This window comes from Clostridium sp., assembly GCF_018372875.1.
Lineage (GTDB): Bacteria > Bacillota > Clostridia > Clostridiales > Clostridiaceae > Clostridium.
Genome location: NZ_JAHAIF010000044.1, coordinates 1 through 23,760 on the forward strand (window position 1 = coordinate 1; position 23,760 = coordinate 23,760).

Sequence of the window (23,760 nt, forward strand, 5' to 3'; positions counted from 1 at the left end):
ATTTATCTTTTGTATTACATCCCAATAATGATAAAGATAATAAAAAAACAAATGATAACATAATTTTTTTATTGAAATATCTAATCATTAATATCACTCCTTTATTAGATTATAGTTATATAATATTGGAAAGTAATTTCTATATATGGTATAAATGTTACCAACTTATTAACACTATTATAGTGCTATAAAGGAAAGGATGCTTTAACAGTAATAATATCCCCGTTAATTATAGTAAGTGTTCCGTTATGATCCGTAACAATCTCTTTAGATATATATAGTCCTAATCCACTACTACTTTCATCGTATGAAGTAGTAGTTTTTACAAATGGATTAAAAATATTGTCATAAACATTTTGTGGTATAGGAGTGGAGTGATTTGTAATTTCTATAGTATAATTATTATCTAAAATATAAGAAGATATTTTTATAATATTATCAGTAGAATATTTTATAGCATTATCCAGTAGATTGATAAATAGTTGTTCGATACGGTTTTTTTGAACCAACAAGTTACAATCAAATAAATCTGTCTCAATTTTAATATTATATTTATTAGCTTTTATTTGCATATCTTTAGTGGTATCTGATAAAAGTTTTTTTATATTACATATAATAAATGCCTCTGTAATATGAGAATTCCCCTTAGAAATATTTATTAAATCTAATACCATTTCAGTAATACGTTGACTTTCTAGATATATTCTCTCTATAGCTCTATCCCTAAAATTGATATCTTCAATCATGTTATCTTTAAGTATTTCAGCATAACCAGTAATGGCTGTTAAAGGGGTTTTAAGTTCATGCGTAACATTATCAAAAAATTCCTTTCTATGCTTTTCTAAAATATCAACTTTTTCTTTTTCTTTATTAATTGTATCTATTTGAGCTTGAATTTGGTCCTTCATTATTATAAATTCCTTAGAAAGTATTCCGACTTCATCATTACCTCTAACTGTAATATCAAAATTATAATCACCATTTTCTATGCGTTTTACACCTTTGGTAAGTAGTACAATAGGATTAATTATTTTTGAAACTATAAAATAAGCAATTAAAAATATGGATAAAAATACTATACACTCAATAATTGTAATTAAGTTTCTAGTAGTGTTATTACTAGAGTATAAATCGTTGTATTCTTTACAAATATTAAGAGTACCCAATTTAGTTCCATCAATATAAATAGGATAAGATAGCAAGCCATAAAGAGTATTTTCTTTATAAAGAATATAAACTTCTGCACTACCATTCTTTGAATTGTAATATAAATCTGTATGTTGTGATGCAAATAAGTTTTCAGTATTATCTGCAATTATATTTCCATCGTTACTTCTTATTTGTAATGTACAGTCATAATTTAAAGAAATATATTTTACTAAATAGGATGATTCATTTATAAAATTAGAGACATTATTTTCAGTAGACTTTAGTGAAATTCTATATTTAATTGACTCAGATGTACTACTCATTAATTGAGTAAGAGATTCTTTAACAGTGGTTTCCATCTTTTCGTTAAGAACAGAGCTAATAGATATATTTAGGATGATTCCACATATTAAAAGAATTGATCCAAATCCAAATGTTATTTTTGTTTTAATTTTCATTATAATACCTCATAACATATCCAATTGAGAAAACTGTATCAATAATCGATTTATTATTGACGTTATCGAGTTTGCCTCTAAGTCTTCTTACATGAACATCTACTGTTCTTTCATCACCCTCATAATCTAGGCCCCAAACCTGATTTAAAAGTACAGTCCTTGAAAAAACTTGATTTTTATTTTTAGATAAAAATTCTAACAAGTCATATTCTTTAGGTTTAAGTTTAATAATAGCATTGTCTTTATATACTGTTCTACTTGAATAATTTATCTTTATATTTTCGTTTAAAGAAATTAGTATAGGCTCTTTTTCTATATTATATTTTTCAATTCTTCTTAGAGCAATTTTTATTCTAGTAACGACTTCTTTAATGTGGAATGGTTTGGTTATGTAATCATCTGCTCCAAGCTCTAGCCCTAATACTTTATCAAAAATATCTGTGCGCGCAGTTAATATGATTATAGGTATAAAATATTCTTGAGAAATATACTTACATAAATCAAATCCACTTTCATCAGGTAAATTAATATCAAGTAAAGTAATATCTGGTTGAAAGAGTTTAAAAATATTTCTTGCTTCATTGCCAGTAAATGCGCTTCGTACTGAATATCCTTCTGCTCTAAGAGCAGATGTAAGGATATCATTAATGGATATTTCATCTTCTATAACTAATATTTTTTTTTGCATAATTCTTTATACCTCCTTAATATACCTTATTAGTTAAATGATAATATTTATGGATTAAAAAGTAAAATGGATTTGCTTTAAGGTTGAATATATGGATAAATTAGTAAAAGTAAGATTGGTAAAGTAATAAGTATAATAGACTAACGTAAGAACTTAAGAACTTAAGAAGTTATAGTAAAAATGCGGTGTTGAATAATTTTGGTGAGATAAATAAAATTGTGATAAAATTAAAATAAAAAAATATTGAGGTGAGTTTATGAGAACGTCTATGAACATTCAAAATAAATTAACTATGCTATCAGAGATGACAAATGATTCGAAGTTTCAGGTTTTAGAATTTGATTGTTTAGAAGGAGCAACAGATGTTGGAACAGCTCTTGGATTACAAATAATGAATGACAGTGGAATAAAGCTAAGACAAGTTAGAATTATTCTTGAGGATAGTTCAGTAAAACTTGAATCAGGAGCATTAAGCTATATGAAAGGTGAAATAGAAGTAAAAACTAAAACTGGTGGAATGGTTGGTTTAGGAAAGAAATTTTTAAATAGTAAGTTGACAGGTGAAACAATGTTTAAACCAACCTATGAAGGAACAGGTGAAATATTTCTAGAACCTTCATTTGGACATTTTGCTTTAATAGAATTGGAGGATGAAGAAATAATAGTTGATGATGGATTGTTTTATGCTTGTGAAGACGATGTTGAAGTTGGAGCAGCCATGCAAAAAAGTGTTTCCTCAATGTTATTTGGAAATGAAGGTATCTATCAAACAAGTATTTCTGGAAGTGGAATAGTTGTATTAGAGATTCCTGTACCTGAGTCGGAGATTTTTAAATGCAAATTATTTAATGATACCCTAAAGGTAGATGGTAACTTTGCTGTATTAAGAACTAGTAATGTTAAATTTACTGTAGAAAAGTCATCCTCTTTAATAGGAAGCGTTACTAATGGGGAAGGGTTATTGAACGTATATAGTGGAACAGGAGAGGTATGGTTATTACCAACAATGAATATTTATCAAGACTTAAGGTTAGATGGATTAAACTCTCTATCTAATCCAGGGGGGAGTAGAAATACAGAGGTGTAAAATAAACTCTGCTTTAACTGTATGAAGTTGTGAATTGAGAAAGCTTAGAGTATAATTAACTAGTATATTATTCTAAGGAGTGAATAAAATGAGTGAAATAAACTCAAAGATAAAAAGTAAAGAGATGGATTTGTTTTTTGAAGCTATACTCAAACTTGAAAATTTAGAAGAGTGTTATAATTTTTTTGAAGATGTTGCAACCATAAATGAAGTAAAATCCTTAGCACAAAGAATGCATGTGGCTAAGCTATTAAATGAAAAAAAGACATATACAGAGATAGTTGAAATAACAGGAGCAAGTACTGCTACTATAAGTAGAGTAAATAGATGCTTAAATTATGGTAGCGATGGCTATAGTCTATTACTTGAAAGAATAAGAAAAGATGAGGAATAGTGTTGCCAATATTGAGGACAATGATTATACTAAATTATAGAAACTTAAGAAATTAAAGTACTATTAATGAAAAGAGGTAAATTATGAGTAGAATGTTTGGAACAGACGGAGTGAGAGGTATTGCAAATACTGAATTGGATGCAAGATTAGCTTATAATTTAGGAAGAGCTGGTGCGTATGTTTTAACTGAGGGTGCGCATAAACCAAAGATATTAGTAGGTAAAGATACAAGAATATCAGGAGATATGTTAGAAGCAGCTTTAGTTGCAGGAATACTGTCAGTAGGAGCAGAAGCAGTTGTTTTAGGCGTAGTACCAACACCGGCAGTAGCACATTTAACCAGAGAATATGGAGCAGACGCAGGGGTAATGATTTCAGCATCACATAATCCTGTTGAATATAATGGAATAAAGTTTTTTGATGATAAGGGATATAAGTTATCTGATGAATTAGAAGATGAAATTCAAAGAGTTATTGAAAGTGATTTTGAAGGTGTTCCAAGTCCAGTGGGAACACAATTAGGAAGAGAAATAAACGAAGTTGGAGCATTAGATGATTATATAGAATTTGCAAAAAATACTATACCTTTTAATTTAAATGGTTTAAAGGTTGCTTTAGACTGTGCAAATGGAGCATCATACATGTCATCAGTTAGAGCATTTAGGGAATTAGGTGCAGATGTATATGTAATAAATGATAATCCTGATGGTACAAACATTAATGAAAAATGTGGCTCTACACATCCAGAAGAACTAATGGAATATGTAGTTAAAAAGGGATGTGATATAGGATTTGCATTTGATGGAGATGCAGATAGATGCTTAGCAGTAGATGAAAAAGGAAATTTAATAAATGGAGATTTCATTCTTGCTATATGTGGAAAACACTTAAAGGAAATTAATAGATTGAAAGACAATACTTTAGTGGTTACAGTAATGAGCAATTTAGGATTAGATATTGCATGTAATGAATTAGGAATGAATACATTAAAAACTAAGGTTGGAGACAGATATGTATTAGAGGAAATGATTAAAGGAAAGTATGTCTTAGGTGGAGAACAATCTGGACATATTATATTCTTAGATTACAATACAACTGGAGATGGCCTAGTTACAGCTCTTCAAATAGCATCAATAGTTAAGAAGGAAGGAAAGAGATTAAGTGAACTTTGCTCAATAATGAAAGAACTTCCTCAAGTGTTAGCTAATGCAACTGTACCTAATAATAAGAAGAATATTTATTTAGAAGATAAAGAAATACAAGACGAAATAAACAGAATAGAAGAGTTGTTGCATGGAAAAGGAAGAGTTTTAATAAGACCTTCAGGAACAGAACCTCTAGTAAGGGTAATGTTAGAGGGAGAAAATCAAACTGAAATTGATGAGTTAGCACATAATTTAGCTAATATGATTGAAGAAAAGAGCAACAAATAAAAACTAAATAAGTATAAAGTTCAAAAGACTGCTTATTATAAAGCCATACTTCGTGATTCAAAGGAAGTATGGTTTTTTACTGTCTAGGAAAATATAAAATTTCAATTAGCTATAAATCAAAGGTATTATTACATTTTTATATTAGAAAATGTAAAATAAAGGATAGTAATTTTATAATTTCCTTACATTTATTACGCGTGGGGTGGATATTTGTTTTGATGTGACTTTGAGCTTGTGACGGAACAAGCAAAATAAATATCCACCCACATTTTTTATTTAGAAATGTAAAGTAGTTAAAAGATATGATCACATAGTTAATTTAGAAGGTTTAGAAAAAATTATCTAAGTGGTAATAAAATGCTTGATGTGATAATATTATAATAAAAAATGTATATATATTTGATTATAAGACAAATAAGTGTGTGATTAATTGATGAATTGTTAAAAAACAATTAATAATATCTAAAGAAATCTTAAAAGATAAAATAAGAATAGGATTTCAATAATAAATTTACAAAAGTACATTTGAGTTATTGACAATACATGGGTACAATAGTAAAATTTTATAAACAAAACATTTATTGAAATTAGTTTTAATTGCAATGAAGGAGACGTTTATTTAGATTAGAAAGTTTCAGAGAGTCGATGGTAGGTGTGAATCGATACTTTATTTTAAATAATTATCACTCCAGAGCAGAATCCAGAAAGTTCTTTTAGAATGAGTAAGCGATATCCGGTGTGCATCCGTTATATGCAAGGGTTTGTTGGAACCTAGTGATATTATATTTCAGGCGGATTTTTATCCCACCTCTTATGGTTTATATCATTAAGGGTGGGTATTTTTATACCTTTTATTTAGTATTATTGGGGATATATTTTAATAAGGAGGGGGCTATATGGAACAAAGGCATGTGTTATCTGTTTTGGTAAAAAACTCATCTGGAGTTTTAAGTAGAGTTTCTGGATTATTTTCGAGAAGGGGCTATAACATAGATAGCTTAACTGTAGGAAGAACAGAAGATGAAAAAATCTCAAGGATGACTATTGCGATAGTTGGGGACAATGATACTTTAGAACAAGTAAAAAAACAGCTAGATAAACTTGAGGATGTAATTAAGGTAATTGATTTAAAAAACGGAAATTCTGTGTATAGAGAACTTGTTTTAATTAAGGTTAAGGCGGATGCTGAAAAGAGAGCAGCAATTAATGAAATAGTTACTATTTTTAGAAGTAAGATTATTGATGTGTCAGTAGATACTCTAACTATAGAATTAACAGGTGACGAGAGTAAGATATCGGCATTAATAAAACTTATGGAAGAGTATGGAGTACAAGAGTTGGTAAGAACAGGGGTAACAGCTCTTGAAAGAGGAGATAAAACCATAAGAAGTCATTAATTAGCAATAAAAAATGAATAAGGGGGCATTATATATGGGGCAGAGAAAGATTGATATATTTGATTCCACTTTAAGAGATGGGGCTCAGGGACAAGGAATATCTTTCTCTCTAGAGGATAAGTTAAAAATAGTTAGGGTACTAGATGATTTAGGGGTTACCTATATTGAAGCTGGAAATCCAGGATCTAATCCTAAAGATATGGAGTTTTTTAAGAGATTAAATGGAGAAATGCTTAAAAACTCCAAAATAGTAGCTTTTGGTTCCACTAGGAGACCTAACACTGAAGCCTGTGAAGATAATAATATAAAAAATTTATTATTAGCTGAAACCCCAGTTGTTACAGTATTCGGCAAATCATGGGGCTTCCAAGTGAAAGAAATATTAAAAACATCTCTAGATGAGAATTTAAACATGATTGGGGACACAATTAAATATCTGGTAAGTAAAAATAAAGAAGTAATATTTGATGCAGAACATTTTTTTGACGGATATAAGCAAAATAAAGAGTATGCAATTTCAACAGTAAATATAGCTGCTGAATCGGGGGCAAAATCAGTAGTTTTATGTGATACAAATGGAGGTACTTTACCAGATGAAATAAAAAATATTACTGAAGAAATAGTAAATATAATAGGGGGCAACGTAGGTATACATTGTCACGATGATATGGGGATGGCAGTAGCTAATTCAATCGTGGCAGCACAAGTTGGGGCTAATCAAATTCAAGGAACTTTCATTGGTATAGGTGAAAGATGTGGTAATGCAAATCTAAGTACAATCATCCCAACATTAAAGTTGAAAATGGGTTATAACGTGATTGGTGATAATAACCTTTCTAAACTAACAACCGTTGCTAGATTCATAGCTGAAATTTCGAATATAACATTACAAGATGAAGCACCTTATGTAGGAGGATCAGCCTTTGCTCATAAGGGAGGAATGCATATAGATGCTGTTTGTAAGACACCTAAGTCTTATGAACATATTAAACCAGAGTTAGTAGGAAATAAGAGAAGATTTTTGATATCTGAAGTTAGTGGTAAAAGTACTGTATATTCAGAAGTTCAAAAAATTTTTCCTAATATATCTAAGGATAGTGAAGAAGTTAAGAAGATTACAAATAAATTGAAGGAATTAGAATATGATGGATATCAATTTGAAGGTGCTGAAGGTACTGTAGAGCTGGTAATGAGGAAAATTATAGGGAAATATAAACCGTTCTTTAAGTTAAATTACTTTAAGGTTTTTTCAGAACAACCTTCTTGGGATAAAGAATTTAGTTCTTCTGTAATGATAAATATAACAGTTGATGGGAAAGAAGAAATGAATGCAGCTATAGGTGATGGACCTGTAAATGCATTAGACAAAGCTTTAAGAAAAGCATTAGATGTATTCTATCCACAATTACAAGATGTAAGGCTTGTTGACTATAAAGTAAGGGTTTTAGACTCTGAAAGTGCTACAGGTGCAAAAGTAAGAGTATTAATAGAGTCTACTGATGGGATAGAAAATTGGAGTACAGTTGGGGTATCAAGGGATGTAATTCAAGCAAGTTGGATAGCCTTGGTGGATTCTATTGAATATAAGCTTATAAAAGATATTGAAAGAAAAGCAAAAGCATATTTTTAAGGGGGATGATTTACAAATGGGAATGACAATGACACAAAAAATATTAGCTGCACATGCAGGATTAGATAATGTAAAGGCAGGACAATTGATTGAAGCAAAACTTGATTTGGTATTAGGTAATGATATTACAACACCGGTTGCAGTAACAGAATTTAAGAAATTTGGTGTGGATAATGTATTTAGTAAAAGTCAAATAGCTATTGTTCCAGACCACTTTACTCCAAATAAGGATATAAAGGCTGCAGAACAAGTTAAATATATAAGAGAGTTTGCTAAAGAAAAAGAAATTGAAAACTTTTTTGAAGTTGGTGAAATGGGAATAGAGCATTGTTTAATTCCTGAAAAGGGACTAGCTGTAGCAGGAGATGTGGTAATTGGGGCAGATTCCCATACTTGTACTTATGGTGCTTTAGGAGCATTTTCAACAGGAATTGGCTCTACAGATATGGCAGCTGGAATGGCTACAGGACAATGTTGGTTTAAGGTTCCATCAGCAATTAAATTTGTGTTGAAGAATAAACCAGCTAAATGGGTAAGTGGGAAAGATATTATCTTACATATCATTGGAATGATAGGTGTAGATGGTGCTTTATATAAATCCATGGAATTTGTAGGAGATGGATTAAAATATCTTTCTATGGATGATAGATTTACAATGGCTAATATGGCTATTGAAGCAGGTGGAAAAAATGGAATTTTCCCTGTAGATGAAAAAACAGAGGAATATTTAAATGAACATGCTTCAAGAGAATGGAAGAAGTATGAAGCTGATAGTGATGCAGAATATGATGAGGTTTATGAAATTGATTTAGGTACTTTAAGACCAACAGTTTCCTTCCCACACTTACCAGATAACACAAGAACTATAGATAATGTAGGAGATGTAGATATAGATCAAGTAGTTATAGGGTCTTGTACAAATGGTAGAATGTCAGATTTAAGAGTAGCAAGAGACATAATGAAAGGTAAGAAAGTTAAGAAGGGAATAAGATGTATAGTGTTCCCAGGAACTCAAAAAATATATCTTCAAGCATTGGAAGAAGGAATTATAAAAGATTTAGTAGAAGCAGGAGCTGTAGTTTCAACTCCAACATGTGGTCCATGCTTAGGTGGTCATATGGGAATCCTAGCAGCTGGCGAAAGAGCTGTTTCAACAACTAATAGAAACTTTGTAGGAAGGATGGGTCATGTAGAATCAGAAGTTTACCTAGCAAGTCCAGCTGTGGCAGCTGCATCTGCATTAACAGGAAAAATTACAGATCCAGAGTTAGTATAAGGGGGAGTTTGAAATGAAAGTAACAGGAAAAGTTTTTAAGTATGGCGATAATGTAGATACAGATGTAATAATTCCAGCAAGATATTTAAATACTTCAGTGCATAAAGAACTTGCTGCACACTGTATGGAAGATATAGATAAAGACTTTGTTAATAAGGTTGAAGAGGGAGACTTTATTGTTGCAAATAAAAATTTTGGTTGTGGGTCTTCAAGAGAACACGCTCCTATAGCTATAAAGGCAGCTGGGGTTAGCTGTGTAATTGCTTCAACTTTTGCAAGAATATTCTACAGAAATGCCATTAATATAGGATTACCTATTTTGGAATGTGATGAGGCTGTTATGGCAATAGATAATGGAGATAAGCTAGAAGTTGACTTCTCTACAGGAGTAATTAAAAACCTAACTAAGAATGAGGAATATAAGGGAGAACCATTCCCAGAGTTTATGCAAAATATAATAGATAATGACGGATTAATTGGATATATAAGAAATAAAAATAAGTAAATTGGGGGAAGAAAAATGAAATATCATATAGCAGTTATACCTGGAGATGGTATTGGACCAGAGGTTGTAGAATCAACTGTTAAAGTTTTAAATGCAGTCGGAGAAAAGTTTGGTCATAGATTTGATTATGAATATTTAGTGGCAGGGGGATGTGCAATAGATAAAACAGGCAATCCCTTACCCGAAGAAACAATAGATGCATGTAAGAAAAGTGATGCTGTATTACTTGGGGCAGTAGGAGGTCCAAAGTGGGATGATCCAACTGCTAAAGTAAGACCTGAACAAGCTTTATTAGGTTTAAGAGGAGGCCTTGGACTTTATTGTAACCTAAGACCAGCATTATTATATGCACCACTTAAAGATGCATCACCATTAAGGGAAAGCATAATTGGTGATGGGATAGATGTACTTGTGGTAAGAGAATTAACTGGTGGAATTTACTTTGGAGATAGAGGCCAAACTACTGTAGATGGAATTCCTGCAGCATATGATACTGAAAGATATAACGAAGAAGAAGTTAGAAGAATTGCTAAAATTGCTTTTGACTCAGCAATGAAGAGAAAGAAGAAGGTAACTTCAGTAGATAAAGCAAATATACTTGAAAGTTCAAGGTTATGGAGAAGAATTGTGGAAGATGTAGCTAAGGATTATCCAGAAGTAGAATTAAATCACTTATATATTGATAATGCAGCAATGCAAATGGTAAGAGATCCAAAACAATTTGATGTAATAGTTACTTCAAATATGTTTGGAGATATATTATCAGATGAAGCAAGTATGGTAACAGGATCTATTGGTATGCTTCCATCAGCATCATTAGGAGAAAATAGTTTTGGAATGTATGAACCTATACATGGAAGTGCACCTGATATTGCAGGTAAAGGAATTGCAAATCCTCTTGCCACAATACTTTCAGGAAGTATGATGCTTAAGCACACATTTAAACTAGACGATGAGGCTGCATTAATAGATAAAGCTGTTTTAAGAGTTTTAGAATCAGGATATAGAACAGGGGACATAATGAGTGAAGGTATGAAGCTTGTTGGTACTGAAGAAATGACAAAGTTAGTTTTAAGTGAGATAGAAAAGGGGATGTAAAATATGAGAAGTGACGTTGTAAAAAAAGGTCCTCAAAGGGCTCCGCACAGGTCACTATTCAAAGCGGCAGGTCTTACTGAAGAAGAATTAGAGAGACCTCTAATAGGAGTAGTAACCTCACAAAATGATATTATTCCAGGGCATGTGCATTTAGATCAAATTGTTGAAGGTGTAAAAAAAGGAGTACTTATGTCAGGGGGAACTCCACTAGTATTTCCAACGATAGGAGTTTGCGATGGAATTGCTATGGGACATGAAGGAATGAAGTATTCTTTAGTAACTAGGGAACTTATTGCAGACACAATTGAGTGTATGGTTAAAGCACATGGATTCGATGCATTAGTGTTAATACCTAATTGTGATAAGATTGTTCCAGGTATGATGATGGCAGCGTTAAGATTAAATATTCCAGCTGTAATTGTTAGTGGCGGTCCAATGCTACCAGGAAAGTTTAAAGATACAGATGTTTCTTTAACAACTGTATTTGAAGCTGTAGGAGCATATGAAAATGGAACAATGCTTGAAGGAGATTTAAAGGAGCTAGAAGATAATGCATGTCCAACTTGCGGTTCCTGTTCAGGAATGTTCACAGCAAATTCAATGAATTGCTTGGCAGAAGTATTAGGATTGGCTTTACCTGGAAATGGTACAATACCTGCTGTTTATTCAGAAAGAATTAGATTAGCAAAGCAAGCTGGTATGGCAGTAATGAATCTTTTAGAAAAAGATATAAAACCAAGAGATATAGTAACTGAAAAAGCTATTGAAAATGCGTTAGCTTGCGATATGGCACTTGGTTGTTCGTCAAACTCTGTATTGCATTTAACTGCTATAGCAAATGAAGCAAAATTACCAATAAATCTTAATATTATAAATGAGGTTTCTAGTAGAACACCTAATCTTTGTCACCTTGCACCAGCATCACAAACACATATTATAGATCTTTATTATGCAGGGGGAATTGGAGCAGTTTTAAATGAATTATCTAAGAAAAATCTTATCTATTTAGATTGCATTACTGCTACAGGTAAAACTCAAGGTGAAAATATAGAAGGTAAGAAGGTTAAAGATTATTCAATTGTTAGGCCAATAGAAGAACCATATAGTGAAACAGGTGGTATTGCTATTTTAAGAGGAAACCTTGCTAAAGATGGAGCAGTTGTAAAAAGATCAGCAGTTGAAAAAGAGATGTTAAAACATAAAGGACCAGCAAGAGTGTATGACTCAGAAGAAGAGGCAATAGAAGCTATTATGGGAAAACAAATAAAAGCTGGCGATGTTATTGTTATTAGATACGAAGGACCAAAGGGTGGCCCAGGTATGAGAGAAATGCTATCACCAACATCAGCAATTGCTGGAATGGGACTAGATAAGGAAGTTGCTTTAATAACAGATGGTAGATTTAGTGGAGCAACTAAAGGAGCTTCAATAGGACATGTATCACCTGAAGCAGCTGAAGGTGGGGTAATAGCTTTAATTGAAGAAGGGGATATTATATCAATTGATATAAATGCAGGAAAACTAGAACTAGAGGTTTCTGATGAGGAATTAGAAGGAAGAAGAAAAAGATTAAAGCCAGTAGAACCAAAGGTTACTGAAGGATATTTAGCAAGATATGCTAAATTAGTAAGTTCTGCAAGTACTGGAGCTGTATTTAAATAAAAAAATTATGGTAAGGAGGGGGCGGGATGATTTTAACAGGGTCAGATATAGTTGTTCAATCACTTATAGATGAGGGGGTAGATATTGTATTTGGTTATCCAGGTGGACAAGTTATTAATCTGTATGATTCGTTATATAAGTACCAAGATAAAATACGTCATATTTTAACTTGTCATGAGCAGGGGGCTGCTCATGCTGCAGATGGATATGCAAGAGCTACTGGAAAGGTGGGAGTATGTATTGCAACCTCTGGACCAGGTGCAACAAACTTGGTAACAGGTATAGCCACAGCTTATATGGATTCTATCCCTATGGTAGCGATAACTGGGAATGTTCCTATGAGTTTATTAGGTAAAGATAGTTTTCAAGAGGTGGATATAACAGGAATAACAATGCCTATTACTAAACACAATTATATAGTTAAGGATATAAATGATCTTCAAGAGGTTATAAAGAAAGCATTTTATATAGCTAAAGAGGGAAGGCCCGGACCTGTTTTAATTGATATTCCAAAGAATATTCAAGTAGAAAAAGTAGAATACAAAAAGTTAGAACCATTAGAAGTAGCAAGAAAAGAAAAATTAGTTTATGAAGATAACGTTAATGAAGCTATTGAATTAATTAATAATTCTAAGAAGCCATTTATATATGTAGGGGGAGGAGCTATTACTTCAGACGCTAGTGAAGAGGTTGTTGAACTAGCAGAAAAGATTAACTCGCCTATATGTAATTCTTTAATGGGTATTGGAGTTGTTCCTAAGGGACATCCATTATTAACTGGAATGATAGGAATGCATGGAACAAAAGCTTCAAATATAAGCGCTACAAAGTGTGACTTATTTATTGCGCTAGGAGCAAGATTCTCTGATAGAGTAATATCTAACCCGGAAAATTTAAGCAATGCAAAAATTCTTCATATAGATGTAGACCCAGCTGAAATAAATAAAAATATAAAGGTTGATTTATCAGTAGTCGGTGACTTGAAGTTAGTGCTTCAAAGAATTTTACCACATATAAACGAAAAGAAGAATAAAGAGTGGATAGAGCATGTTGACTATTTAAAAACATTAAATGCCTATAAGGAGGAAGAAGGGGAAGAGTTAACTCCAGAGTATTTTTTCGAAGTGTTAAATAAATTAAATCAAGGTAATTTAATTATATCTACAGAAGTAGGACAACATCAAATGTGGACAGCTCAATATTTTAAATTTAATGATCCTAGAAGGTTAATAACTTCTGGAGGTCTTGGAACTATGGGATTTGGGTTAGGTGCTTCAATTGGTGCACAACTTGGTAAACCAGATTGTAAAGTTATTAATATTGCTGGTGATGGTAGCTTCATGATGAATTGTAATGAGTTAGCAACAGCAGTTAAAAATAACTTACCAATAGTTGTAGTAATTATGAATAATAATGTTTTAGGTATGGTAAGACAGTGGCAAACATTGTTCTTTGATGGAAGATATTCAAATACTACATTAGATAGAAAAACAGATTTAGTTAAGTTAGCAGAAGCTTTTGGTGCAGAAGGATATAGGGTTACTGAAAAGGATGAGCTGGAGGGAGTTTTACAAAAGGCCTTAAATTCAAAGGGACCTGTAGTTATAGATTACGTAATAGATAATGATAAAAAGGTATTTCCTATGGTTGCACCAGGTGCACCAATTAATCAAATAATAAGTGAAGAAGATATTCAATAAATATTAGGAGGAATAGAAAATGGTGAAAATGTATTATGAAAAAGACACAAATCTAGATTATTTAAAAGGAAAGAAGGTTGCAATAATTGGTTATGGTAGCCAAGGACATGCTCATGCATTAAACCTACATGATAGTGGAATAGATGTTGTAGTTGGTTTATATGAAGGAAGTAAGTCTTGGAAGGTAGCTGAAAATGATGGATTACAAGTTGCTACAGTACCAGAAGCTGTTAAGGCTGCTGATATAGTAATGATGCTTATCCCAGACGAAAAACAAGCTGCTATATATAAAGAACAAATTGCTCCATATTTAGAAGCAGGAAATGCTTTAGCATTTGCTCATGGATTTAATATAAACTTTGGTCAAATAGTTGCACCTAAGGATGTTGATGTATTTATGGTTGCTCCAAAGGGACCAGGACATATGGTTAGAAGAACATATACAGAAGGATCAGGAGTACCATGTTTAGTAGCTGTACATCAAGATCCAAGTGGAAATGCTAAGGATATAGCTTTGGCATATTCAAATGCAATTGGTGGTGCTAGATCAGGAGTACTTGAAACTACATTTAAAGATGAAACTGAAACAGATTTATTTGGTGAACAAGCAGTTCTTTGTGGAGGTGTAACAGCCTTAATCAAAGCTGGATTTGAAACTCTAGTAGAAGCTGGATATGCTCCAGAAAACGCATATTTTGAATGTATGCATGAAATGAAATTAATAGTAGATTTAATGTATCAAGGTGGTATGGCAACAATGAGATATTCTATATCTGATACTGCTGAATATGGTGATTACATGATAGGTGATAGAATAATCACTGAAGATACTAAGAAAGAAATGAAGAAGGTTCTTACTGAAATTCAAGATGGAACTTTCGCAAGAAACTGGCTAATGGAAAACCAAGTTGGAAGACCAAACTTCAATGCTAAGAGAAGAATGGAAGCAGAACATCCAATAGAAAAGGTTGGATCTGAATTAAGAGAAATGATGACTTGGATTAATAAAAAGCTGGATTAATAACTATTTAAAAAACGCTAAAATCCCACTAATACCCCAATGAATTGTGTAACAGCAACTCTCCCCAGGATATTAGTGGGATTATTTATATTAACAATTTTTCTAGGACTATATCAATTTTTTGATATAGTCTTTTAATATTTAACGAAAAAGTTAATAATATAAATACTTGTGTTTTTTGTTAATAATCACGTAATATAATAGATGATATTGTTTACAAAACTTAGATGACTAATAATTATTTTGTGAAGAAATTATTAAATAGCTCACAAAATATTGAACTATAAAATATTATACATTATTATAATAGTTAGTCGACTAATTAAAGGAGGGCTAATATGAACAAAAATATAGATGATGAAGAATCTTTGAGATATGTTTTTTCTCAAGTTATGCGGCTTCACTTTATAAGAACTCATTCATTACTTGAAGAAACTGGTTTGTATCCGGGACAACCACCCTTATTATTTTCTTTAAATAAGAAGAATGGTCAAAGTCAAAGAGAATTATCAGAAAATCTTAATGTTAAGGCATCTACAATGGCTGTAATGATTAAGAGAATGGAGAAGACCGGCTTAATAAAAAGAGGACAAGATGAGAAAGATCAAAGGATTTCAAGAATTTTCATTACAGATGCAGGAAAAGAAATTTGTGAAAAATTAAAAACTATACATGATCAGATAGAAGAAGAGGCTTTTAGAAATTTTACAGTTGAAGAGAAGCTACTACTTCGCAGATTAATGATGCAATTAAAAGAAAATTTAGAGGAAGCTTGCGGAAAAGATAAAAATATAAGTTTTTGTAGTCATCATAAGTAGACAGAGAGAGGAGAAAGGATATGCTAAAGCTTTTAAAGTATTTAAAGAAATCAATTGTACCAATTTTAGTTATAGTTCTATTCTTAATAGGGCAAGCAATATGTGATTTATCCTTACCAGATTATACTTCTAAGGTAGTTAATGTTGGTATACAACAAGGAGGAATTGAAAATCCTGTTCCAGATGTAATAAGAGCTACTGAAATGGATAAGCTTATGCTTTTTATGAATGAAAGTGATAAGGATATAGTGTTAAGCAATTATAATTATTTAGATAAGGCCTCTCTTTCAGATAAGGATTTAACAGTAGATGAGCCTATATATGAACTTAATACAAAAGATAAAATAATCATAGAAGAGTTAAGTAGTATTTTTGGTAAGCCTATGCTAGTAGTAGAAGGTTTTGAAAATGATAGTGAACAAACTAAAAAAATAAAAGAGGAGATGTTAGCTAATTTACCACCTCAAATGATTCAGAATGGTGATGTGTTTGAAGTGTTCTCATTAATGCCAAAAGAAAACTTGTCAGAAATGAGAAAAACTATTGATGAAATGTTTAGTGCAATGCCAGATAGCATAATAACACAAAGTGCTATTTCTTATGTAAAAGGAGAGTATAAGAGCTTAGGAATTGACACAGATAAGCTTCAAACAAACTATATGTTTTTAGCTGGAGCTAAGATGTTAGGTATTGCATTATTAAGTGCAATAGCAACTATAGTTGTTGGATTCTTAGGAGCTAGGGTAGCAGCTACATTAGGTAAAAATTTAAGAAGTAAAGTATTTAAGAAGGTAATGTCATTTTCTAATACAGAAATGGATAAGTTTTCTACAGCATCATTAATTACTCGTAGTACAAATGATATTCAACAAGTACAAATGCTAATGGTAATGATGTTAAGAGTAGTTATTTACTCACCTATTATAGCAATAGGAGGAATAATAAAGGTAACTAAGACTAATACATCAATGACTTGGATTATAGCAGTAGCGGTATTAGCAATACTTTCATTAGTAATGATCTTATTTATTGTTGTAATGCCTAAGTTTAAGGTTGTCCAAAAATTAGTGGATAGAGTTAACTTAGTAACACGTGAAATATTAACTGGTATACCTGTTATACGTGCATTTAGTACTCAAAAATATGAAGAAAAGAGATTTGATAAAGCAAACTTAGACTTAACTAAGACAAATATATTTGTAAATAGAGTAATGGCTTGTATGATGCCAGCTATGATGCTTGTTATGAATGGTATTAGCGTTCTTATAACGTGGAATGGTGCACATGGAGTAGATTCAGGAGCAATGCAAGTTGGAGATATGATGGCATTTATTCAATATACAATGCAAATAATAATGTCATTCTTAATGATATCTGCAATATCAATAATGCTTCCAAGAGCAGCTGTTTGTGTACAACGTGTTGATGAGGTAATATCTACAGATTTAGTAATAAAAGATAAAGAACAAACAGAAAGTTTTAAGGCAGATAAAAAGGGATATGTTGAATTTAATAATGTATCATTTAGATATCCAAATGCTGAAGAAGATGTATTGAGTAATATATCATTCGTTGCTAAACCAGGTGAAACAACAGCATTTATTGGTAGTACAGGTAGTGGTAAGTCAACACTAATTAATTTGATACCACGTTTTTATGATGTTACAGAAGGTAGCATTAAGGTTAATGGTGTAGATGTTAGAAATGCATCTCAACATGATTTAAGGCAGAAGATAGGATATGTTCCTCAAAAGGGAATATTATTTTCTGGAACAATAGATTCAAATTTAAGATATGGTAGAGAAGAAGCTACTGATGTAGAAATAGTAAGGGCTGCTGAGATAGCACAGGCAATAGATTTTATTTCTTCAAAACCTGAAAGATTTGAAACTGAAATTTCTCAAGGTGGTACAAATGTATCAGGTGGACAAAAACAAAGACTTTCTATTGCAAGAGCAATAGCTAAAAATCCCGAAATTTATATATTTGATGATAGTTTCTCTGCTTTAGATTTTAAGACGGATTCAGCATTACGTAAGGCACTTAAGCAAGAAACAAGTGATAGTACAGTATTAATAGTTGCGCAAAGAGTTAGCACTATTTTACATGCAGATCAAATTATTGTTTTAGATGAAGGAAAAGTAGTTGGAAAAGGAACTCATAATGAGCTTCTAAAGAACTGTGAAGTTTATAAGCAAATAGCTTTATCACAACTTTCAAAGGAGGAGCTAGAGAATGAGTAATAATAAAAATGGTGGAATGAAAAGAGGATTTGGTGGACACGGGCCTATGGCAGGAATGCGTGGAGGAGAAAAAGCAAAAGACTTTAAGGGAACAATGAAAAAGCTTTTAAAATATATTGCAGATTTTAAAGTTGCTTTAATTTGTATAGTGATTTTCGCATTTGGAAGTGCTGCTTTCTCAATAGTTGGACCTAAGATTTCGGGTGAAGCAACAACAGAAATATTTAATGGATTGATGGAAAAGGTAACTGGAGTAGAAGGTGGAGGAATAAATTTTGATAGAGTAGGTCAAATACTTTTATTCCTACTAGGATTATATGTTATTAGTGCTATATTCTCATTTATTCAAGGAATAATAATGAGTGGAATAACACAAAAAATATGTTATAACCTTAGAAAAGATTTATCAGAAAAGATAAATAGAATGCCAATGAAGTACTTTGATACAAAGACTCATGGGGAGGTTTTATCAAGATTTACAAATGATATAGATACTCTAGGTCAAAGTTTGAATCAAAGTATGAATCAGCTTATTACTTCTGTAACAATGATAATTGGTGCATTAATAATGATGTTATCAATAAGTTGGCAAATGACGCTTGTTGCTTTACTAATGTTACCATTATCAATGGGACTAATAATGGGTATAGTTAAAAAGTCACAAAAATACTTTAAAGATCAACAAAAGTATCTTGGAAATGTTAATGGTCAAGTTGAAGAATTATATGGTGGTCATACTATAGTTAAGGCTTTTAATGGTGAAGAAAAGGCTATAAAAGAATTTGATGAGTTGAATAATCAATTATATGGTTCAGCTTGGAAGTCACAATTCTTATCAGGAATTATGCAACCTATGATGATGTTTATTGGTAACCTAGGATATGTTGCAGTTGCTATACTTGGTGGCTTCTTAACTATTAAGAAAACTATTGAAGTTGGGGATATACAATCATTTATTATGTATATAAGAAACTTTACCCAACCTATAACACAAGTAGCTCAAGTTACCAATCTTCTACAATCTACAGCAGCTGCTGCTGAAAGAGTATTTGAATTCTTAGATGAGGAAGAGGAGGATCAAATAGTTGAAAATCCAGTTCATATAGAAGGTTTAGAGGGTAGAGTAGACTTTAATAATGTTCATTTTGGATATAATCCAAATAAGACAATTATTAATGATTTTACAGCTCATGTAAAACCAGGTCAAAAGGTTGCAATTGTTGGACCAACTGGTGCTGGAAAAACTACTATGGTTAAACTTCTTATGAGATTCTATGATGTAAATAGTGGTGAGATTTTGATAGATGGCCATAATATAAAAGATTTTAATAGAAGTGAATTAAGAGAAATGTTTGGTATGGTACTTCAAGATACTTGGTTATTTAATGGAAGTATTAAAGAAAACATTAGATATGGTAGATTAGGTGCTACAGATGAAGAAGTAATTCAAGCAGCAAAAGCAGCTCATGTACATCACTTTGTTAAGACATTACCTGATGGATACAACATGGAGCTTAATGAGGAAGCAAGTAATGTTTCTCAAGGACAAAAGCAATTACTAACAATTGCTAGGGCTATACTTGCAGATCCTAAAATATTAATACTTGATGAAGCTACAAGTTCAGTAGACACAAGAACAGAAGTATTAATTCAAAAAGCTATGGATAACTTAATGGAAGGTAGAACTAGCTTCATTATAGCTCATAGATTATCAACAATTCGTGATGCAGATTTAATCTTAGTTATGGATCAAGGTGATATAGTTGAACAAGGAAATCATGAAGAGCTATTAGCTAAGGGTGGATTCTATTCTAAATTATATAATTCACAATTTGAAAAAGAAGAGGGAACAGCAATATAGAAATTTAAAGAACTCGTTAATAAACGGGTTCTTTATATTTTTCTTATTTTCTCTTATACTTGAGTTATAAGTTTTAGATAGGGTGAGTTTATGAATTATGTTTATATATTAAAATGTGGCGATGATTCTTTATATACAGGTTGGACTAATAATTTGGAAAAAAGATTTAAAGATCACTGTAATGGAAAGGGTGCTAAGTATACTAAGGGGAGAGGTCCATTGGAATTAGTTTATTATGAGGAATTTGAAGATAAAACTATGGCTATGAAGAGGGAATATGCAATAAAACAATTAACTAGAAAGCAAAAAGAAGAATTAATTTTAAATAGAAAAGAATTAAAAAGTTCTTGTGACTCTATATAATAAAAAGAATCATATTAAGAGTAATAGTATCATTATAGTCGCTTCTTATTAAAGAAGTGGCTTTTTTGTTCTTTGGAAAGAGGTGTCTAGAAAAACTATAATTTACTGTATATTAATGCTGACTAAGTGAATAAATATTCAAGTATTAATTGGAGGAAATATATGTTTTACATACAGGTTGTTATATATAAAGCTAGTTATATAGCAGAATAGATGTCTAGACATCTATTGTTTTTAGGGGTGAAGAGAAAAAGTTGTAGCAAAAAAAGTGAAAAAATATACAATATTACTATAGACAAACTTTATAAATATGATAAAATTTCAATAGGGTATAAAATAGAAATGAAGGGAAGTGATTTTTATAGATAATAAAACAATTAAAAATAAATAAAAGCGCCAGAACTATATTTTATATAGTTGACGAGGTTGGGGAGTATCGAAACTTTTCGGCGGGTGCCCCACGGTATCGCACTACCGTAAACAACTGGCAAAACTATGGAGCAATTCATAGCACAAATCCAGTTTGGTGTTAAAGCCTTCAAGGTTATGGCTTTTGAGTCCTAGGATTATTATACCCTTTTATGATTTTGCTAGGAGAAGCCTTAACAGAAGATGACAATTAAATATAGGATACAAAAGGAAGGAAGAAAAAATATGTGCGGAATAGTTGGATATGTAGGAAATAAAGGAGCAAAATCTTTCTTAATAGATGGATTATCAAAACTTGAGTATAGAGGGTATGATTCAGCAGGTATTGCAGTTTTAGATGGAACAAGTATATCTCTTGTTAAGCAGAAGGGAAGACTTTCAAATCTAGAAGAAGCTTTAGAAATTAAAAGTTCTGAAGGCACTATAGGAATCGGTCATACTAGATGGGCTACTCATGGAGAGCCATCAGATAGAAACTCTCATCCACATAAAAGTTCAAAAGGAGATATAGCAGTAGTTCATAATGGAATTATTGAAAATTACCTTGAACTTAGAAAGTGGTTAATATCAGAAGGATATGAATTCTTTTCTGAAACTGATACTGAGGTTGTTCCAAATTTAATTCACTATTATTATGAAGGGAATCTTTTTGAGGCTGTTGTAAAAGCTACTAAGAAGCTAGAAGGAAGTTATGCTTTAGGAGTAGTTTGTGGAGATGAACAAGACAAGCTAATAGCAGTAAGAAAAGATAGTCCACTAATTGTAGGATTAGGAAATGGAGAAAATTTTATTGCTTCAGATATTCCAGCAGTAATTAAGTATACAAGAGATGTATATCTTTTAGATGATAATGAATTTGTAGTTATGGATAGAAACGGAGTTTCTATTTTAAGTGCAAATGGAGATAGAATAGATAAGAACATTTATAAAGTAACATGGAGTGAGGATGCTGCTGAAAAGGGTGGATATGATTCATTCATGTTAAAAGAAATTCATGAACAACCAAAAGCTATTAAGGACACTATATCTTCTAGAGTATCAATGGAGAATGGTGTCTTTTTTGATGACTTTAAATTATCTAAGCAGGATTTGGATAATGTAGATAGGGTGTTTATAGTAGCCTGTGGTACTGCTTATCATGCAGGATTAATGGGAAAAACATTAATTGAAAGAATGGCAAAGATTCCTGTTGAAGTAGATATAGCATCTGAATTTAGATATAGAAATCCACTTGTAACAGAGAAATCTTTAGTGATTATAGTAAGTCAGTCTGGAGAAACTGCAGATACATTAGCTGCATTAAGAGACTGTAATAGGATAGGGGCAAGGACTTTAGCAATAACAAATGTAGTAGGAAGTACAATTTCGAGAGAAGCAAATGATGTGATTTATACTATGGCAGGGCCAGAAATAGCAGTTGCATCTACTAAGGCATATACAACACAAGTTGTAGTTATGCATTTATTAGCTTTATACTTTGGAAAGATAAAAGGAACTTTAGAAGAAACAAAGGAAAAAGAGATTGTAAGGGCTTTATTAATATTACCAGATAGAATTGAAAAACTTTTAGAAGAAAAAGAGAATATAGAAGATATAGCTAGATTGTTAGCTAAGGAAGAAGATTTATTCTTCTTAGGAAGAGGTATGGATTATGCATTAGCTTTAGAAGGTTCTCTAAAACTAAAAGAGATATCTTATATTCATAGTGAAGCTTATGCAGGGGGAGAATTAAAGCATGGAACAATAGCTTTAATTGAGCCAGGTACAAAAGTAATAGGATTATTTACTCAAGGTGATCTTAAGGACAAGATGGTAAGTAACATGGTTGAAGTAAAAGCAAGAGGTGCTAATATAATTGGGTTAGGATATCGTGGAGAAGAACTTGATAAATCAGTATTTGATTATGAAATTAGGATTCCAAAAATATCAGATATAGTAGCTCCAGTTTTGGCTGTAGTAGCGTTGCAATTATTAGCTTACTATACAGCAAAGGAAAAAGGTTGCGATATTGATAAGCCAAGAAATTTAGCTAAGTCAGTAACAGTTGAGTAGGAGGATATTATTATGAGAGAAGAATTAAATAAATTAATAAGTGAATACAATGAAACTAAAAGATGCTTAGAGATGGGAATAGAATGGTTGCCAGAAAATGATTTTGCTAAAGCAAAGTTAGATATGCTTAATGTTATACTTGTGGACTTAGAGAAATTGTCTAAAACAGAAATGAATTAATCCATAATTAGTTTGTTAATAACTGATAACTTCAGTGGATAATTTACAAAGAGCTGTGAATAAAAAAATAATTTGTTTGGGGGCTGTATCAGATTAAGGTTTTTTACCTTAGGCTGATACAGCCTTATTTTTATAATTTTAAATTTTATTCATAACTTTATATGTACTTATTTTCAAAATATTTATTTTTGAGCATAAGAAAATAAGGACAACTTTTAAATTATCCAAATTATTACTATATTAAACTAATTAGGAAGCTTGCTGCTTGTGAAGCAGCTTACCGTTACGCTTTTGAAGAGTTTTGCTATGTAATTTG

Annotated in this window: 19 protein-coding genes; 17 read left to right on the forward strand and 2 right to left on the reverse strand. The window is 31.5% G+C overall.

Annotated features, from left to right (window positions below):
• Positions 1-185 precede the first annotated feature (185 nt).
• Positions 186-1,607 (reverse strand): HAMP domain-containing sensor histidine kinase, encoded by a 1,422-nt coding sequence (locus KIB46_RS12650; protein WP_291672327.1) that lies wholly within the window; start codon positions 1,605-1,607, stop codon positions 186-188.
• Positions 1,597-2,295: a response regulator transcription factor gene (locus tag KIB46_RS12655; protein ID WP_291672329.1), complete on the reverse strand. Its 699-nt coding sequence runs from the start codon at positions 2,293-2,295 to the stop codon at positions 1,597-1,599. Before KIB46_RS12655 ends, KIB46_RS12650 begins: the two co-directional genes overlap by 11 nt.
• Before the next feature lie 256 nt (positions 2,296-2,551).
• On the opposite strand from KIB46_RS12655, the gene KIB46_RS12660 reads away from it, so the two are divergent.
• The 17 genes from KIB46_RS12660 (at position 2,552) to KIB46_RS12740 (ending at position 23,444) form a co-directional block, all read left to right on the forward strand.
• Complete coding sequence (locus KIB46_RS12660) at positions 2,552-3,382, forward strand: AIM24 family protein (protein WP_156563038.1); 831 nt, start codon at positions 2,552-2,554, stop codon at positions 3,380-3,382.
• A gap of 88 nt (positions 3,383-3,470) precedes the next feature.
• A complete protein-coding gene (locus tag KIB46_RS12665; RefSeq protein ID WP_027098885.1) occupies positions 3,471-3,776 on the forward strand; it encodes a YerC/YecD family TrpR-related protein in 306 nt (101 codons plus the stop codon).
• An 83-nt stretch (positions 3,777-3,859) separates the two neighbouring features.
• Positions 3,860-5,209, forward strand: a complete 1,350-nt coding sequence (gene glmM, locus KIB46_RS12670) for a phosphoglucosamine mutase (protein ID WP_156563041.1) — start codon at positions 3,860-3,862, stop codon at positions 5,207-5,209.
• Positions 5,210-6,105: 896 nt separating this feature from the next.
• Positions 6,106-6,606: an acetolactate synthase small subunit gene (gene ilvN, locus KIB46_RS12675; protein ID WP_156563044.1), complete on the forward strand. Its 501-nt coding sequence runs from the start codon at positions 6,106-6,108 to the stop codon at positions 6,604-6,606.
• A 34-nt stretch (positions 6,607-6,640) separates the two neighbouring features.
• Complete coding sequence (gene cimA / locus KIB46_RS12680) at positions 6,641-8,236, forward strand: citramalate synthase (protein ID WP_291672335.1); 1,596 nt, start codon at positions 6,641-6,643, stop codon at positions 8,234-8,236.
• A gap of 16 nt (positions 8,237-8,252) precedes the next feature.
• Positions 8,253-9,512, forward strand: a complete 1,260-nt coding sequence (gene leuC / locus KIB46_RS12685; RefSeq protein WP_156563049.1) for a 3-isopropylmalate dehydratase large subunit — start codon at positions 8,253-8,255, stop codon at positions 9,510-9,512.
• 13 nt (positions 9,513-9,525) lie between these two features.
• Positions 9,526-10,017, forward strand: a complete 492-nt coding sequence (gene leuD / locus KIB46_RS12690) for a 3-isopropylmalate dehydratase small subunit (RefSeq protein ID WP_291672337.1) — start codon at positions 9,526-9,528, stop codon at positions 10,015-10,017.
• Between the two features lie 15 nt (positions 10,018-10,032).
• Positions 10,033-11,115, forward strand: a complete 1,083-nt coding sequence (gene leuB, locus KIB46_RS12695) for a 3-isopropylmalate dehydrogenase (protein WP_156563052.1) — start codon at positions 10,033-10,035, stop codon at positions 11,113-11,115.
• 3 nt (positions 11,116-11,118) lie between these two features.
• Complete coding sequence (gene ilvD / locus KIB46_RS12700) at positions 11,119-12,777, forward strand: dihydroxy-acid dehydratase (protein ID WP_291672340.1); 1,659 nt, start codon at positions 11,119-11,121, stop codon at positions 12,775-12,777.
• A 26-nt stretch (positions 12,778-12,803) separates the two neighbouring features.
• On the forward strand, positions 12,804-14,477 hold the full coding sequence (gene ilvB, locus KIB46_RS12705; protein ID WP_291672342.1) for a biosynthetic-type acetolactate synthase large subunit: 1,674 nt from the start codon (positions 12,804-12,806) through the stop codon (positions 14,475-14,477).
• Between the two features lie 19 nt (positions 14,478-14,496).
• The gene (gene ilvC / locus KIB46_RS12710; RefSeq protein WP_291672344.1) at positions 14,497-15,498 is read left to right on the forward strand and encodes a ketol-acid reductoisomerase; all 1,002 of its coding nucleotides are present in this window, start codon (positions 14,497-14,499) and stop codon (positions 15,496-15,498) included.
• Between the two features lie 338 nt (positions 15,499-15,836).
• Positions 15,837-16,316 (forward strand): MarR family transcriptional regulator, encoded by a 480-nt coding sequence (locus tag KIB46_RS12715; RefSeq protein ID WP_156563061.1) that lies wholly within the window; start codon positions 15,837-15,839, stop codon positions 16,314-16,316.
• Between the two features lie 20 nt (positions 16,317-16,336).
• Positions 16,337-18,559 carry an ABC transporter ATP-binding protein gene (locus KIB46_RS12720; protein WP_291672346.1) on the forward strand — a complete coding sequence of 741 codons (2,223 nt, stop codon included), beginning with the start codon at positions 16,337-16,339 and terminating at the stop codon, positions 18,557-18,559.
• Between the two features lie 16 nt (positions 18,560-18,575).
• The gene (locus KIB46_RS12725) at positions 18,576-20,420 is read left to right on the forward strand and encodes an ABC transporter ATP-binding protein (protein ID WP_156563068.1); all 1,845 of its coding nucleotides are present in this window, start codon (positions 18,576-18,578) and stop codon (positions 20,418-20,420) included.
• A 90-nt stretch (positions 20,421-20,510) separates the two neighbouring features.
• Positions 20,511-20,783, forward strand: coding sequence for a GIY-YIG nuclease family protein (locus KIB46_RS12730; RefSeq protein ID WP_291672348.1), 273 nt, complete (start codon positions 20,511-20,513; stop codon positions 20,781-20,783).
• Between the two features lie 654 nt (positions 20,784-21,437).
• A complete protein-coding gene (gene glmS, locus KIB46_RS12735; RefSeq protein ID WP_291672353.1) occupies positions 21,438-23,264 on the forward strand; it encodes a glutamine--fructose-6-phosphate transaminase (isomerizing) in 1,827 nt (608 codons plus the stop codon).
• Between the two features lie 12 nt (positions 23,265-23,276).
• Positions 23,277-23,444 (forward strand): hypothetical protein, encoded by a 168-nt coding sequence (locus KIB46_RS12740; protein WP_291672350.1) that lies wholly within the window; start codon positions 23,277-23,279, stop codon positions 23,442-23,444.
• Positions 23,445-23,760: the final 316 nt, after the last annotated feature.

What these genes read in the sequence shown, in the direction of transcription:
- KIB46_RS12650 (WP_291672327.1), bottom strand. Translation starts at nt 1,607, where the DNA reads ATGAAAATTAAAACAAAAATAACATTTGGATTTGGATCAATTCTTTTA.
- KIB46_RS12655 (WP_291672329.1), bottom strand. Translation starts at nt 2,295, where the DNA reads ATGCAAAAAAAAATATTAGTTATAGAAGATGAAATATCCATTAATGAT.
- KIB46_RS12660 (WP_156563038.1), top strand. Translation starts at nt 2,552, where the DNA reads ATGAGAACGTCTATGAACATTCAAAATAAATTAACTATGCTATCAGAG.
- KIB46_RS12665 (WP_027098885.1), top strand. Translation starts at nt 3,471, where the DNA reads ATGAGTGAAATAAACTCAAAGATAAAAAGTAAAGAGATGGATTTGTTT.
- glmM (WP_156563041.1), top strand. Translation starts at nt 3,860, where the DNA reads ATGAGTAGAATGTTTGGAACAGACGGAGTGAGAGGTATTGCAAATACT.
- ilvN (WP_156563044.1), top strand. Translation starts at nt 6,106, where the DNA reads ATGGAACAAAGGCATGTGTTATCTGTTTTGGTAAAAAACTCATCTGGA.
- cimA (WP_291672335.1), top strand. Translation starts at nt 6,641, where the DNA reads ATGGGGCAGAGAAAGATTGATATATTTGATTCCACTTTAAGAGATGGG.
- leuC (WP_156563049.1), top strand. Translation starts at nt 8,253, where the DNA reads ATGGGAATGACAATGACACAAAAAATATTAGCTGCACATGCAGGATTA.
- leuD (WP_291672337.1), top strand. Translation starts at nt 9,526, where the DNA reads ATGAAAGTAACAGGAAAAGTTTTTAAGTATGGCGATAATGTAGATACA.
- leuB (WP_156563052.1), top strand. Translation starts at nt 10,033, where the DNA reads ATGAAATATCATATAGCAGTTATACCTGGAGATGGTATTGGACCAGAG.
- ilvD (WP_291672340.1), top strand. Translation starts at nt 11,119, where the DNA reads ATGAGAAGTGACGTTGTAAAAAAAGGTCCTCAAAGGGCTCCGCACAGG.
- ilvB (WP_291672342.1), top strand. Translation starts at nt 12,804, where the DNA reads ATGATTTTAACAGGGTCAGATATAGTTGTTCAATCACTTATAGATGAG.
- ilvC (WP_291672344.1), top strand. Translation starts at nt 14,497, where the DNA reads ATGGTGAAAATGTATTATGAAAAAGACACAAATCTAGATTATTTAAAA.
- KIB46_RS12715 (WP_156563061.1), top strand. Translation starts at nt 15,837, where the DNA reads ATGAACAAAAATATAGATGATGAAGAATCTTTGAGATATGTTTTTTCT.
- KIB46_RS12720 (WP_291672346.1), top strand. Translation starts at nt 16,337, where the DNA reads ATGCTAAAGCTTTTAAAGTATTTAAAGAAATCAATTGTACCAATTTTA.
- KIB46_RS12725 (WP_156563068.1), top strand. Translation starts at nt 18,576, where the DNA reads ATGAAAAGAGGATTTGGTGGACACGGGCCTATGGCAGGAATGCGTGGA.
- KIB46_RS12730 (WP_291672348.1), top strand. Translation starts at nt 20,511, where the DNA reads ATGAATTATGTTTATATATTAAAATGTGGCGATGATTCTTTATATACA.
- glmS (WP_291672353.1), top strand. Translation starts at nt 21,438, where the DNA reads ATGTGCGGAATAGTTGGATATGTAGGAAATAAAGGAGCAAAATCTTTC.
- KIB46_RS12740 (WP_291672350.1), top strand. Translation starts at nt 23,277, where the DNA reads ATGAGAGAAGAATTAAATAAATTAATAAGTGAATACAATGAAACTAAA.